This is a genomic window from Pectobacterium carotovorum (assembly GCF_033898505.1).
In the GTDB taxonomy this organism is placed as follows: domain Bacteria; phylum Pseudomonadota; class Gammaproteobacteria; order Enterobacterales; family Enterobacteriaceae; genus Pectobacterium; species Pectobacterium carotovorum_J.
In genome coordinates, this window is sequence record NZ_JAXAFK010000001.1 from 900,955 (window position 1) to 914,930 (window position 13,976).

Here is a 13,976-nt window from a genome sequence, read left to right on the forward strand (position 1 = left end):
TCCCTATAGAGAGTTCAGATCGGCAATGGGCGCAGTTAACTGCTGTTGCTGAAAGGCCTTCTGTTTTTGCTGTTCCAGCAGCACTGTTCGCTGTTCAGTCTGTTTGACTGACATCTCCCACTGGCTGGTCAGCGCATTCAATTGTACGCTTTTGGCCGCGATGGCGTTAGCCAGGTCCTGTGACTCTTTCGAATCCTGCGCATTAGCAATACGGTCTGATAAATCTGATATATCGTCGAGCGTGCCCGTGATCTTATTTTCAACCTCGGACGTATTTTCTATCGCTACGGCCTGATTCAGGATCATCTGTTTGCAGCTGTCCAGATAGCGCTGCGAAGAGCTGGAGGGGTTACAGGTATCGAACGTTTTATATTTGTTATACAAGCTATTCAGTTCAGACGAATATGACCCGCTTTGGTTGCTCAGCAGGTCATCCAGTGAAATACCGTTCTGACGGAGATTATCAATATCGGTTTTCAGACTTTTGGCCTCGCGGAGAAATGCCTGAACGTCCCGCACGCCCGTTGCCGTGGCTAATTGCTGCTTGTAGGCATCAAGTTCACTTCTGTAATGGGTGACGGTTTCCTGCCATTGCTGGAGTTTCTGGATCCACTGATTCATGGATTCGGTATTCTGTACGGCGTCGAATACCGGTATTCCGGCGCTCATCGCCTGGGTGGAAATAAACAACGATAATGCCAGTATGCTATCTCTGAACCGCATTTTCATTACCTCCGTCATGATTATTACAGGGCTTGTTCAAGGAAGGCGGCTTTCCAGTCATCAGGCTGCATTCCTTCCTGATACAGGGTGTCGAACAGTTTCAGGTTGTCTTCACTCCCGCTCAGCATTTTGGTAAGTTTCCCGAGGCCCGCTAAATCCATTTTCGCCATCGCCACAAAAGGCCGGGTTTCACCTGCGCGTAACGGCGTTTTCAGGACCACCATAGAGCGCTCACCCGGATCGAGGTTTCTGACGATGTCGTACATGCTTTCCGGCACTTTCATCTTTTCCACGTAATCCGCCCGGCTGGCCTTCGGGTTGGCGAGAAAAATCTGCGTGCTGCACTGCTCGATAATCGCCGGGGCAATCGGGTGCTTGACGATTTCGTCAGGCGACTGCGTGGCGGGGACGAAGATGCCGTTCAGCTTGCGGATCACCTTCAGCATATTGAGCGAGAAGCGGGAAAATTCGACATCGGCCAGCCATTTCCAGAACTCGTCCATGAACATCACCAGCCGGCGACCGTCCAGCAGGCCGGTGACGCGGTAAAGCAGATAAAATGTGATGGGGCCGCGAATATCGTCATCATCGAGAAATTCCGTACCGTCGATACCCACGTTATCAATGTTGCTGATGTTGAAGGTGTCCTCCTCATTGTCGAATACCCAGCCGAACTCGCCGCCCTGCGCCCACTGTTTAAGGCGAATACGTAGCCCGTTGATGCGGGCGTCGGTGGTTGGCGGCTCCGGCAGGACTTCCAGCAGCCGGGTGATACCGAACTTGCGGTATTCCGGCGGGTAGTCGAGCATAATGGTATCTATGGCGGCACTGATCCGCTCCTCATCGCGCGGATCGAGCGGCTTGCCGTTGCGGCCGCACAGCATGCGTACCAGTCGTTTGATAAAGCTGATATTCCGCCGGGTTGGGGCCAGCGCAAAAGGATTGAACCCGGTAGGCACTCCGGTACGGATACGGAAGTAGCGTCCGCCCATCTGGCGTATTGCCATCTCCGCCGCCCGGTCCTTATCAAAATACACCGTGGTGAACCGCTGGATTGTGGCTGAGGCGGAGAAGGTCGCCGGATTGCGGTACTTCTGCATCAGTTGCTGCATCATGGTCATCAGCATCGTTTTCCCGGAGCCTGTTTTACCGATAATCGCCGTGTTACCCGGCGTTTTTTCGTTGAAGTCATCCCGTCCGCTCTGGCTGTCGTGCAGGTTCAGGTAATACCCGCCACCGCCAGGGGATTTGAGGATGGCGATGGCATCGCCCCAGGGATTGCCGTTTCGTTTATGAGGATGAAAATTGTGCAGGCTCGCCAGGTCGGCAAAGTTCTGGCTGCTGACGGCCACCAGACGGGGGCGCAGCGTATAGATACCCGGCAGTTGCGCCAGGTACGCGGCGGGCAGCGACAGCGTAGACAGCGTCGTCATGATGCCGAGGTCGGCGAAAGGCTGCGCCAGCGCGTTGGTGTCCTTGACCACCTGGTCGGCGCTGTCTGAGGATACGAGCAGGGAAAAGTGGTATTTTCCGCAGGAGACATGCCCGGACTGGAGCAGGTCACGCAACACAATCAGCTCTTCGCGCTGCGAAATGGCGTCGTCATCCGCCGAATTCAGGCGCTTTTCCGCCAGACGGATATGCTTCTGCGCCTCATCGCGGGCCATGCAGGTGAAGGACTGCGTCAGCACATACTCGCTTTCGGCATACAGCAGCGCGTCCAGCAGGCCGGTCGCGGTCTCCGGCGAATAATCTTTGATTTCCAGACTGCGGAAAAAACGGGAGCCGCCGACGGTCTGGCACTCGGCGGTGTCGGTGGTAAAAAAGACATCCGGCGTGCTTAATGTTTCATAAAACGCCGCACGCGTGACCGCCACCTTTTGCCACTGGCCGGTGAGCAGACGGTGATAAAAGGACAACTGGGCGGAATACACCCGCCCGTTGTCTTCATACATCCCCAGCGGCGTCGCCGTATAGCGGGACAGCGCGGAAGCCAGTGCCTCCCGGTATTCCAGCATCACTTTCAGAGCATCATCCAGCGCCGCTTTGCGTTTACCGGACGGCTGCGCCTTCATGGCCTTTTTCTCCAGCGGAGAGAAGGGCGCGTAGCAGAGGGTGAAAAACAGCCGGTGCCGCCAGAACGGTTTTTCGTTGATCGGCTGGTAATACAGCCGGGTCACTTCATCAGAAAAGGGAATGCCTGAATTCGCGTCAAAGACATCGTGGTACTTTTCCCGGATACGGTGAAGATAAAAGGTAACCGGCAGGCCTTCATACGCACGAATAACGTTATTGAGATGCGTCGCCATTAACGTCAGGTGATGTTCATCCTCGCATTCAAAAACGGTGCCCTCCAGTTCCCAGCTGGCAACCAAATCACCCTGGCGGTTTCTGATGACGTGCGGATGAATATGGGAGGAATACGGAATATATTTATCCAGCGTAACGCGCTCGTTTAATTTCATTTTTTCAATAAACTCCGAGACGTCGACAGCGTCATAGCGCTTTGCCAGCAGGGCGTTGGCACCAAAATGTTTATTGGTGCCAAACCGGCCACGGGTTTTAAAGGCCAGCCAGAGCAGCCCGAAATAGTGAATATCGGTCCTGGCCTTTGCCTTCATCTCCAGCCAGGCGGGAATAAGCAGTAATATCAGGTAATAGCTGACATAGACCGCCAGCAGGACGATGGCCCCGCTGACCATCACGAACGGCACGAGGGGAATGCCAGCTATGGCGGCAGGCCGCGTCAGTGCTTTGTTCAGCGTAGCCATCGTTACCTCCCTTATGACGCCCAGTAGGCACCGAAACCTGACGCACCGACGATAAGGATGGCGCCAATGATGACGTTGCGCATGTCATGGAGGCTCTTGCCGTCAAACAAGACTTTGTATCCCACCCACATGGTGGCCAGCGTGATGGTGACGGCGGCCAGTCCGAGCAGGCCGGTAGAGGTGTTGCTCAGCGTCTCATTGGCTTTATTAAATCCGCTGTCTGCTGCCAGCACCGGGCTTGCTATTAACAAGGAAGAGAGGACGGGCCAGTCATACTGTTTTCGTTTCATCATTGTTCCTCTAGGGGGCCGGGAATGGGTAACGCGCCGCGTATCACGGCATTGGGGTAGCGCAGGGATGTCAGAACTGGCGTGGCGTTATCGGTAAGCTCGCCACGCATGACGGCGGCGGGGTAACGGATTGCCGGCACGAGCTTTTCGGCGGGAGGTCGCTGCCGGTCTTCCCGCGTTGACGGTACGGCGTAGCCGATGCGCTGGATGTAGCTGGTCCGGTTAAACGCGGATTCCGGCTGTTGGCCGGTCGTGAAATTTCCCGAGTAGTAGCAACTGAGCGCACGTTTCAGGGAACCGCCGCGGCGGTAGCAGTCGGTGAGGATGTGCTCAAACACGGACAGGTTGGTACAGGGGTCAAGAAGGTCACGGGCGCTCACGCCGTAATGACGGAAATTTGTGCTGGTGATTTGCATCAGCCCGACCGAATAGCGTCGGCCCTGTGCCGCCAGCCGCCCGGTGAGGCTGACGGCCTCATCCCTGCTGGCGGGGAAATGTGAAATCACACCTTTGCCACCGGGCAGAATTTCAGCGATGGCATACGGATTCAAACCGGATTCGACCCGCGCCACATCAAGTGCCGTCGACGGGTGAACGCTGGCGGCGCACTGCATCGACAGCGTAAGAAAGGCTGTGGTGGATAGCATGGTGGTCTCTTAACAGTCAGCCCGGCGGGTGTATACCAAGCCCCTGCCGGAGGAAGGTCAAAAGCGGATTAAGCAGAGGCGGTATCCTGCGAAATGCCGCTATCTTCTCTGGGTTCAAGCAGCACCAGCTTGCCGGAGACAGCAATACCGGGTGTCAGCATAATATTCAGGCCAGACTTACCGTTATGAGCGAACGCCACGCCAACCCTGGTCCAATACGTGTTTATTTCGCCCTGTGCATCGGGTTGACTTTCCTGGGTGACAAATACGTGATAAATGGGTTTTCGCATGTGGCCTCCTCTACTAAAAACAACGATGAGTTAAATAAATGTCACATCCCAATTCTGCATTCCGGTTTTAACGGGTCAGCGAGAACATTCAGCGGCACCCTGAATTGTGGTTATGTGACAGCCCGAACCTTATTTTTAAAGAACAATACCCGTTCCAAGCGAATTAACGTCAATACGGGTAACTATTATGTAATGACGTCTTCATGATCAGATATCCGGGGCGGTATATAAACGATAAATTCAAAGTTAAAATGAGAGATAAATTAACGGTGGAGAGGCTAAAACTCTGCGAGGAATAAAAGGAAGTGAAATAGTTAATAAAGACGGCTGTGGATTTATAGTTAATGATAGAGACATGCAGGGGAAATATTCCTGCATGTCTCTGTGACCATTATTAACGTCTTCGGCGTTCAAGTTTTTCCTGACATTCCGTGCAGGTGGTTATGCCCGGCAGTGCCTGCCGTCGCTTTTCAGGAATGGGCTTTCCGCACACACGACAATGGAATAATGATGGTGTAGACCCTGGCTTAAAACGACTCTGTTCAATCATCTCTTCCAGTCGTTGCTCATTAAATTCCTGATCGCGGTCGATCTCATCCGGCATGTGTGGCCCTCCGGTCTGACGCCTCCCGTTCGCAAAGTGCGATACGCTTCCAGACGATGGTCAGTGACAGCCCTTCGACTTTCGGCAGCAGGGTTTGCGTTACCTGCATCATGGCGGCCAGCGCATCGGTCGATTCCAGGTTGGCCACCCGGCATTGTTGCCATTGCCGCCAGATGTCCGCATCCGTCTCTTCGTCCGGCTCTGGCGTCCGGCCATAAGGCACACGGACGCCCAGTAACCGGCGGCGAAGGCAAACTTCGTTGGAGGTGAGGCCAAAATACTTGTTGAGTAGCGCAATTGACCCCCCGAGCCGGATGGCATGATCGATACGTTGCTGCTGCAGAACCTCCTCACGGGATTTAGCCAGAAGCAGGTGTAATGCGTCGTGATGAACCGTCACAGCCAAAAACTGCGCAGACTCCCGACTGATGATAAACAGCTCGTCTAGTGATAATTGGTTGAGGGCATTCATTTCCTCGAAAGTGAATCCTAGCGATTCACAGTAACGAATGTTGCCATCCTTCAATGCATGCAGGGCATCGGTTAATACGGCGTAATTAAGTGATGGGATAATCATGGTATTTTCTCCCTTCAGCCTATTGAGCGGCGGACTAATTTAATATTGATCCATTCGTCAATTTCCGATTCGAGCCAGGCGACACTGGCCGGGCCAATCTTGATTGAGCGGGGGAAGGTACCGTCTTTCATATACAGATAGATTTGAGAGCGCTTCAGACCCGTTTTTTCTTCAACCTGTTTCAGACGTAATAACTGATGAGATGTCACGGTATTCTCCTGTGGCAGATATAGCGCTAGCCGGGAGATAACACGACAACACAAAGTCGTGGTGTGGAGAAAGCTGATGAGCCCGTATTACGGAAAATACAATCCTTAATACGGGTTTTCATAGCGAAGGGCATCATCTTACTTTTGTGTTGGCAGGGAAGGGGGCGAGCCGCGCTCAAGCGCAGCCTTGAGCGTGTCGCCACTGAATCGATCGGTAATGCCTTCCTCTGATGCCCATTGTTCAAAAATGGACAATAGTTTATACGGTTGCATGATTAGCGGACTGATAGTTTCATTATTTTTGCAGGCAAGCCAGAAGAGGCGTGATAGAGGGGTGGATATCCGAGTTGGAGAGGGTGGAAGTATTTCTTTTTCGATCGGTTTGTTGATCAACTTATCAAGTTCACTTTTTCTGAGGACAAAGCAGGCATCACTCGGTAATTCATGCATAGGAAAATAACATTTATTAAAATCTTTTTTTAGGTCGTTTAGTGCTATTTTTTCGTAATCATCCGATGAAATATCTTTAGGTAGCCTTTTTACTTGTCGTTCGATTCTTTCATGCCATGTCATCTTTTCGAAAACTTGAAACGCTTCCCCCAATAAAGAAACGGTAATGCCATAATTATTCGACCTTGCTCCAGTTACAGGTGGTGGAATCTTTAATGATTGTGCAAGTAAACGCTGTATAAGGACATATTCATAGCCGAGCAATGTTGTGTCGATGACTCTCTGTACAGGGTGGATATATCTTCCTTCAGTACTGAAAGTTAAATTGTTTTCGCTGACAAAGGAACTTTCGGCAAGCATGAATGATTTCATCGTTGACGAACTTTTTATTGGTCTTAGCTTTAATTTATGATTTCGTGATTTAATTTTCCTCAATATTACTGGGGATTGAAAATATATTGAAAGACGAATTTTACCTTGTAGCGCGAATCGATAAAAATCACTTTTTTTTATTTTACACCCATTCAATCCGTTGAAGAGTCTAACAGCCTCCCTGATAGTTATCCAATCTGGAATTCCATCTCTAATGTTTGGGTAAGTGGGCTTTTCTGACATAGTACATCTCCTTTCACACAATGATATTGCTGATGAATGTCGCTGTGTTTTTGAAAGGTGTTTAAAATTACGATTGATACTAAACAGGCCAGAATAATAGAGGCTGAATTTGTAAAATAAACACTACTTGTATCTGGTTGTGATATTTTTCAAAGAGGTAAAATAAAATGGCTCAGTGATTTGGTGTTCACTGAGCCATTTTAAATGCTATGTGTACTATCAGGAGTAATCGGAGGTGGTGCGTCTTTTATTTGAATTTATTTGTAATAACATCCACAAAATACCAACTATTACAACTCCGCCTCCAACCCAAGTAGGGCTTGTAAGACCAGTAACATCCAGTGCTACACCTCCCAATAGAGACCCTAATGCAATACCTCCGTTAAAACCGGCAATATTCAGTCCTGCTGCCACCGCTGGAGCTTCAGGTGCATGTATGTGAGATAGTCCGATCACTCTTGCTTGCATTGAAGGAACCGCTGCGTATGTCAATGCTCCAAGCAAGCCAATAAACAATGCCATTAACATTAAGGATGAGACAGAGAACCACATAGCAAAGAGGACGATCGCCAGACCAATAAGAACTGTCATCACTGCACGGTCTGCACCTTGCTTGTCAGTCAGGCGGCCACCCCAGACATTCCCGATAGCGGCCATCACGCCGTATACCAACATAAGCAAACTACTCGTACGCTCGTCTACATGCGTTACCTGAAGTAGAATCGGGGAAATATACGTATACAGGGCAAAAGATCCTGCATAAGCCAAAACTGTAATTCCTGCTCCCGCAAGCAGTAGTGGATTGAACATGGCTTTTAAACCGTCCATGGCATTTGCTTGCAAGGATGGATCATTTTGATCCGTGGGCATCAGCATTGCCAATCCAATGAAACCGATCGCTCCACTTGCCGTTACTGCCATGAATATAGACTGCCAACTCAACAGACTACCGATGTAGGTACCAAGTGGTACGCCTAATGCCAACGCAATTGTAAGACCGCCAAAAACGACCGAAACAGCGGCGCCGGCACGATGTCGCCCGGCCAGTTGGGTTGCCACACTTGAAGCAACAGCAAGAAACACTCCGTGCCCTAAACCGGAAGCAAATCGTGCAATCAACATAGGCGTTAGGGACTCAGACGCACTGACGATACCATTGCCAACTGTAAACAGGCCCATAGCAACAAGTAATAATCTTTTACGAGGCCATCGTGTTGCCAACGCAGTTAATCCCGGAGCACCAATTACGGCACCGAGGGCGTAGGCTGTCACCGCTGTACCTACATGACTGACACTGACGTTTAAATCAACTGATATCCTGGAAACCAAGCCGATCGTGACAAATTCAGTGAATCCCAAAGCAAAAGCGCAGAGTGCAAAGACATATATAACAAAAGGCATGCGTTCTTTCATAACTCAGGCTCTTCTATTTTCAATAGAAGCCAACAAAGGCAGCATTGCCTCAGCGACTCCTTTTGCGGAAGCGGGATTCTGTCCGGTCACTAATCTCTCGCTGACAATCACCTGTGGCTGAAAATTTGCGGCTGCAAGATGCTCAGCACCTCTTTGCTTCAGCGTGTCTTCAAGTAAGAATGGAACAATGTCGTACAACCCTACGGCACGTTCTTCATCGTTGGTAAAAGCTGACACCTTTTTGCCTGCAACCAGATATTCATTATCGGAAAGCCGAATATTCACCAATCCGGCGGGGCCATGACAAACCGCAGCGACAACGCCACCCTTTTCATAAATTCGTGATGAAACACCCGCCAACTCTATATTGTCAGGGAGATCCCACATCGTCGCATGCCCTCCTGCATAGAAGACGGCGTCATAGACGTCAGGATCAATCTGCGAGGGTTTTAATGTGGTTTTAGTTGCCTCGCGTAAGGAATCATTATTCCAAAAGGAGGCGTTAACCGGATCGCTGAGGTCTAAACCGTCAACATGTGTCTTGCCCCCCTTGGGACTCACGAAATCAATTTCATATCCTTCTTTTGTGAGTACATCGTAGGGGTGAGACACCTCAGAAAGATAGAAACCACTGGGTGCGGCATCTTTACTCTCGGCTTGACCTTTACGGTCATGGCTGGTCAATACAAACAGGATACGTTTAGGCATTTTAACTTCCTCTATATGGGGGGACTTAAAGCAAAATTCTTCTGACTGCATGCGACATAACAGACTTGTCATATTGAGTCTTATTGTGGAACAATCTATTTATCCTTTAAATAGACCTAAACGGACAAACACTTACCCCAAAATGAACAAAATAAACTTGAGAAATGACGACCTTGAAGTGTTTTTACACGTCGTCGACAGAAACAATTTCTCTGCCGCAGCACGAGACCTACAGATACTCCCCAAGATGGTGAGCAAGCAGATAGCCAGGCTGGAAACTGCACTTGGCACTACACTTTTTGAAAGAAACACCCGTAATCTACGTATTACAGACGAGGGCAGAGCTATAGCTGAGAGGGCTCGTGTAGCGTTGGCCGTTCTGGATGAGATGAAGGAACTTTCCCGAGGGGATAGTGAGGAGTTAAGCGGAAATATTCGTTTGACTGCGCCCGCTCCGTTTGGCCGAAAATATGTTGCTCCTGCGATCGCTGCATTCTGCCAAGTACATCCGAGGGTGGGCTTTGATTTAAGGTTATCTGACCAAATCCAGGATCTTTACAGTGGTGATTTCGATCTGGCTATTCGTATGGGGGATCTGGCTGATTCTCGCCTTCTGGCCAGAAAAATAGCAAATAATAGACGTATTCTCATCGCATCGTCCGAATACCTGAAGAATCATCCACCCATTGAGCGACCAGAAGATCTTTTAAATCACAACTGCTTAGTATTCGCTTACCCGGGTTTTTTACACAATTCATGGACGTTACGTAAAGACGGTCATGAAAGAAGCATCAGCGTTACTGGCAACCTTATCAGTGACAACGGAGACGTATTGCATGCCTGGAGTTTGGCGGGGCTTGGCATATCTCTTCGAGAAACTTGGGATATTCATGATGAATTGAGAGCTGGGAAACTTTGCCGAGTTCTGCCTGATTGGGAAGCAAACACATCTCAGATCAGTGTTGTCCGGGCGCGGCGAGAACCAATACCCCGTAGGCTAAGTGTATTTATTGATTTCATGACTGAAAAATGGAAACGGGCACCATGGGATGATGATTAATGTTCCGAGAGGTAGTCCGAACCGGTCTAAAAGAAGCTACCGCTTCGCTGACCAAAGGAATTTGTGATAACTCGATTTGAGTTGAGGTTGTCAACGTTAATAGATAAAAATACAATGATTGTTTAGTCAATTTAAAGGTTTAGCGACTATCACTCCCCAGGGTATGTAATAGAAGACAACACGCCAATCCGAATCTCATGGCATGCTTGAAACCTTAATGCCAACCAGTATAACGCACGTTAAATATAGCTATATCAATGGGTTATCTTGATATGTTCTATCCTTGCCCTATAAAATCCTTTAATTGTTAAAATAAGTTAATATGTATAGAAGCATTAACGGAACATGTTTATAACATAATACTGTGCAGGCTTTCGATTTTATGTCGTAATCGGAGAGCTTCAGGCTCTTAAGGATGCGCAGTATGAGCTATCTGGTTCAGTTACGAAGTTTTGTTGAAGTATACAAAGCTGGTTCGATTTCAAAAGCGGCAATGCGGTTGGGCATAAGCCAGCCTGCAATGTCTGCCCACATTCATTCACTTGAGGCTTTTACCGGATGTGTTCTCTTTACTCGTCGTTCACATGGTGTGGTGGCTACAGTGGATGGGGAGGAATTGGCGAGATTGGTGGCTTCAGATTTAGAAACGATTGAACTGAAGTTGTCGATGCTTAGATCACGTACAAGAAAGTCCTCGGGGACAGTATCTTTCATCGGGCCAGCAGAATTAATGTGGTCAAAATTACCGTACTTGGTGAAAATATTATTCAATGAAGGTATTAAATTTAAAGTTTTGACAGGAAATAGGAAGCGCATATACAGCTGTCTTCTGGACGGAAGTTGTCAACTAGGTTTCACAACTTCTATGCCGGATAAACAAAAATTTGGATATGCTGAAATTGGAATGGAAAAGTTAATAGTTGTGGTAGCGTCACTCATAGCAGACAACTTCAAAGAAAACGAGGACGTGATTGATACGCTGTCGAAGCTTCCTCTAATAGCTTACGATGAACAGTTACCCTTGATAAGGGAAGTTTTCCAGGATTCTTCGCGATTTTTTGCACTGCTTCGTCCGTCTATTACTGTACCGGATTTGCGGATTTTAGAAAGAATGATCCGAGAAAATATTGGTTGGACTGTGATGCCTGAGTATTTATGCGCCCAAAGCATAGCAGGAGGTCAGATCGTTGAAGTGAATGTCCATGAGAGACTCCCTATAAATTCAATCTATTTGGTATGGATTGATAGCTCATTACGTAACCCACTCGTTTCAGGAATAAGAGACAGAATTCTCGAACTATCAAAAAATAGCGGATTTATGGTTTGAGATACATAAAACAGGCAGCCTCATCGGCTGCCGTGTCATTATTTTATCCGTGGAGATCGCTTGGCAAAGTCATCTGCAATGTCATTCAATTTTAGGAATTTCACCCCTGGATGACCAAGCATATGAGTTAAGAGGCGTTCGAGCATCATTAATACGTGCGGGCGTCCAGATACGTCCGGGTGAATCGTAAAAGTAAAGATCGCATATTCATGCTCACGGTAGACCCAATCGAATTGATCTCTCCACAACTCTTCGATGTCCCTGGGATTCATGAAACCTTGGCTGTTGGGTTTTGTTTTCATGAACATGAAAGGAGGAATATCGTCGATTGTCCAACTGGCGGGTAATTCAATAAGGTCCGTCTCTTCTCCGCGTACCAGCGGTTTCATCCATTCGGTCGGTGTCTTGGAATAATCTATCTTGGTCCAGGAATCACCTTTCCTGACATAATAAGGCTGATGATCATGATGCATTAGTGAATGGTCATATTTGATGCCATTTTCTAATAGAAGATCTGTGGTTACAGGAGAAAATTCCCACCATGGAGCGACATACCCAGTAGGTCTCTTCCCTGTTAATTTTGTGACTATGTCAATGCCTTTTAGAAGGACTTCTCTTTCTTGGTCAGGCGACATAGATATTGGGTTTTCATGACTGTAATTATGAACCCCTACCTCATGTCCAGCATTGACAACTGCTTCCATTTGCCGAGGAAAGGTTTCGATGGAATGACCAGGCATAAACCAGGTGGTGGGGATATTAAACTGGTCAAATAGATTCAGAAGACGTGGAGTACCTACTTCGCCAGCGAACATACCGCGAGATATATCGCTTGGAGAATCTTCTCCCCCATAAGAAGATAGCCAGCCTGCAACGGCATCTACACCCACTCCAAAACCACATAGTATTTCTTTCGCCATGAGTTATTACTCCTCATACAGAAAAAATTGAAATAATATTGCGTTAAGAGGTTTTCTTGACTAATTTCAAGAGATCCTCGGTATCTAATTCATTAATTCCTTTTTGAAGTGCCATTAATTTATGCTCAGGGATGTTGTATCCCCAATTAGCCCAAAATGATTGAATGCCATGATCTAATGCATCAATAACATTTTGGATATTGTCATCAATAAATAGAATATCCTCGTTTTTATCGAAGGCTATTGATTTTAGCAAGGTAAGAGTCTTGTTTTTGTCAGTCATCCTTCCATATATTTTATTCGCGGGTATGTTTAAACCATATTTACTTAGAATGTATAATATAGACTCTTCATCCTTTCCTGATACAATATAGATATCATTAGCTGTTTCAAATAAATTTGAAACATCCAATAGCGGACGGTGTAGTTCAGCCCAAAAATCAGGGTAGAGACTTCTTGCCAGCTTCCTATAATGGATGAACTTATCCCTGAATATTTTCTTATCTTCAGTTGGAATTGATTCATATATAGCAGTGAATCTGTCATTATCTATAGCTTCATTACCAAATTCAGTGAATGAGGCAATAAAGTGACCGTCATGGCGTACAAAATTCCTTAATTTCCTGAATCGTTTAGCCATCAGGCGTGGGATGTTTTGAAGTACATCTTGGTTAAAATCACTGAGAGGTCTGTCATGTAATACATTCCATGTAATTAGCATGCATTCGTCTACTCCATCAACCACGACCCCGTCGAAATCCATTGCTATTAACATCGAATTATACCACCAGCGGTTCTTTAAGAGTTTCGCCGCGCTTCCATCTATCTATTGCATCGAATGTCTGACGCATAAATTTTCCACATTCAGCGTAATAGGAGCAAGTTATGATATTCCCGTCGACAACTACATCTGCTTCAATTACATTGGCGCCGGAATTAACCATATCGTCTTTCAGACCAACATAAGCGCAGGTGAGTTTGTCTCTTAGAATACCGGCAGAAATCATAATCCAGGGACCATGGCAGAGCCCAGCCACAACTTTCCCCTGTATTACCATCTGCTTTAGAAAATCTTTAACTCTCTGATCTTGGCGAACTCTATCAGGCGCTTCATGACCGCCAGTGAGAATAACAGCATCAAAATCAGTGGCGTTGAGTTGATCAAAATTAATATTGTCTTTGGATCTTTTATCCATAGGAACAGTGATGCCATATTTCCCTGTCACTGCACTTCCATCCTTTGTTGCAATAGATATATCGTATCCTTCCTCTTTAGAACGATAGTAAGTATAAACTACATCGTGATCCTGAAAACCTGGACCAGTTATTATCACTACTCGTGTCGGATTAGACATGTTATTTTCCTTCTTAT

16 protein-coding genes are annotated in these 13,976 nt (G+C 47.5%); 2 read left to right on the forward strand and 14 right to left on the reverse strand.

Annotated features, from left to right (window positions below):
• Nucleotides 1-3 precede the first annotated feature (3 nt).
• The 11 genes from R9X49_RS03870 to R9X49_RS03920 form a co-directional block, all read right to left on the reverse strand.
• Complete coding sequence (locus R9X49_RS03870; protein ID WP_064367771.1) at nt 4-723, reverse strand: type IV secretion system protein; 720 nt, start codon at nt 721-723, stop codon at nt 4-6.
• 23 nt (nt 724-746) lie between these two features.
• A complete protein-coding gene (locus R9X49_RS03875) occupies nt 747-3,494 on the reverse strand; it encodes a VirB3 family type IV secretion system protein (RefSeq protein ID WP_048284492.1) in 2,748 nt (915 codons plus the stop codon).
• A gap of 11 nt (nt 3,495-3,505) precedes the next feature.
• On the reverse strand, nt 3,506-3,784 hold the full coding sequence (locus R9X49_RS03880) for a TrbC/VirB2 family protein (protein WP_048284493.1): 279 nt from the start codon (nt 3,782-3,784) through the stop codon (nt 3,506-3,508).
• On the reverse strand, nt 3,784-4,431 hold the full coding sequence (locus R9X49_RS03885) for a lytic transglycosylase domain-containing protein (RefSeq protein WP_048284494.1): 648 nt from the start codon (nt 4,429-4,431) through the stop codon (nt 3,784-3,786). The genes R9X49_RS03880 and R9X49_RS03885 overlap by 1 nt, the downstream gene beginning before the upstream one ends.
• Before the next feature lie 68 nt (nt 4,432-4,499).
• The gene (locus R9X49_RS03890; RefSeq protein ID WP_024359933.1) at nt 4,500-4,721 is read right to left on the reverse strand and encodes a hypothetical protein; all 222 of its coding nucleotides are present in this window, start codon (nt 4,719-4,721) and stop codon (nt 4,500-4,502) included.
• Between the two features lie 394 nt (nt 4,722-5,115).
• On the reverse strand, nt 5,116-5,325 hold the full coding sequence (locus tag R9X49_RS03895; protein ID WP_032693551.1) for a TraR/DksA family transcriptional regulator: 210 nt from the start codon (nt 5,323-5,325) through the stop codon (nt 5,116-5,118).
• Nucleotides 5,315-5,902 (reverse strand): DUF2857 domain-containing protein, encoded by a 588-nt coding sequence (locus tag R9X49_RS03900; RefSeq protein WP_048284495.1) that lies wholly within the window; start codon nt 5,900-5,902, stop codon nt 5,315-5,317. The genes R9X49_RS03895 and R9X49_RS03900 overlap by 11 nt, the downstream gene beginning before the upstream one ends.
• Nucleotides 5,903-5,916: 14 nt before the next feature.
• The gene (locus tag R9X49_RS03905) at nt 5,917-6,111 is read right to left on the reverse strand and encodes an AlpA family transcriptional regulator (protein WP_009635172.1); all 195 of its coding nucleotides are present in this window, start codon (nt 6,109-6,111) and stop codon (nt 5,917-5,919) included.
• Nucleotides 6,112-6,249: 138 nt separating this feature from the next.
• Nucleotides 6,250-7,176 (reverse strand): hypothetical protein, encoded by a 927-nt coding sequence (locus R9X49_RS03910; RefSeq protein WP_064367709.1) that lies wholly within the window; start codon nt 7,174-7,176, stop codon nt 6,250-6,252.
• Between the two features lie 219 nt (nt 7,177-7,395).
• Complete coding sequence (locus tag R9X49_RS03915; RefSeq protein ID WP_064367710.1) at nt 7,396-8,589, reverse strand: MFS transporter; 1,194 nt, start codon at nt 8,587-8,589, stop codon at nt 7,396-7,398.
• A gap of 3 nt (nt 8,590-8,592) precedes the next feature.
• A complete protein-coding gene (locus R9X49_RS03920; protein WP_048284456.1) occupies nt 8,593-9,297 on the reverse strand; it encodes a type 1 glutamine amidotransferase domain-containing protein in 705 nt (234 codons plus the stop codon).
• Between the two features lie 142 nt (nt 9,298-9,439).
• Here R9X49_RS03920 and R9X49_RS03925 point away from each other — a divergent pair, with 142 nt between their 5' ends.
• Together R9X49_RS03925 and R9X49_RS03930 are read left to right on the forward strand one after the other, a co-directional pair.
• A complete protein-coding gene (locus R9X49_RS03925; protein ID WP_048284455.1) occupies nt 9,440-10,357 on the forward strand; it encodes a LysR family transcriptional regulator in 918 nt (305 codons plus the stop codon).
• 424 nt (nt 10,358-10,781) lie between these two features.
• On the forward strand, nt 10,782-11,684 hold the full coding sequence (locus R9X49_RS03930; RefSeq protein WP_015689822.1) for a LysR family transcriptional regulator: 903 nt from the start codon (nt 10,782-10,784) through the stop codon (nt 11,682-11,684).
• Between the two features lie 38 nt (nt 11,685-11,722).
• Here R9X49_RS03930 and R9X49_RS03935 read toward each other — a convergent pair whose 3' ends face one another.
• Genes R9X49_RS03935 through R9X49_RS03945 form a run of 3 tightly spaced genes read right to left on the reverse strand, consistent with a single transcriptional unit; the run spans nt 11,723 to nt 13,959 of the window.
• Nucleotides 11,723-12,604: a polysaccharide deacetylase gene (locus R9X49_RS03935; RefSeq protein ID WP_319847294.1), complete on the reverse strand. Its 882-nt coding sequence runs from the start codon at nt 12,602-12,604 to the stop codon at nt 11,723-11,725.
• Between the two features lie 43 nt (nt 12,605-12,647).
• Complete coding sequence (locus tag R9X49_RS03940) at nt 12,648-13,325, reverse strand: HAD family hydrolase (protein ID WP_232689076.1); 678 nt, start codon at nt 13,323-13,325, stop codon at nt 12,648-12,650.
• Between the two features lie 58 nt (nt 13,326-13,383).
• Nucleotides 13,384-13,959, reverse strand: coding sequence for a DJ-1/PfpI family protein (locus R9X49_RS03945; protein ID WP_024359927.1), 576 nt, complete (start codon nt 13,957-13,959; stop codon nt 13,384-13,386).
• Nucleotides 13,960-13,976 lie beyond the last annotated feature (17 nt).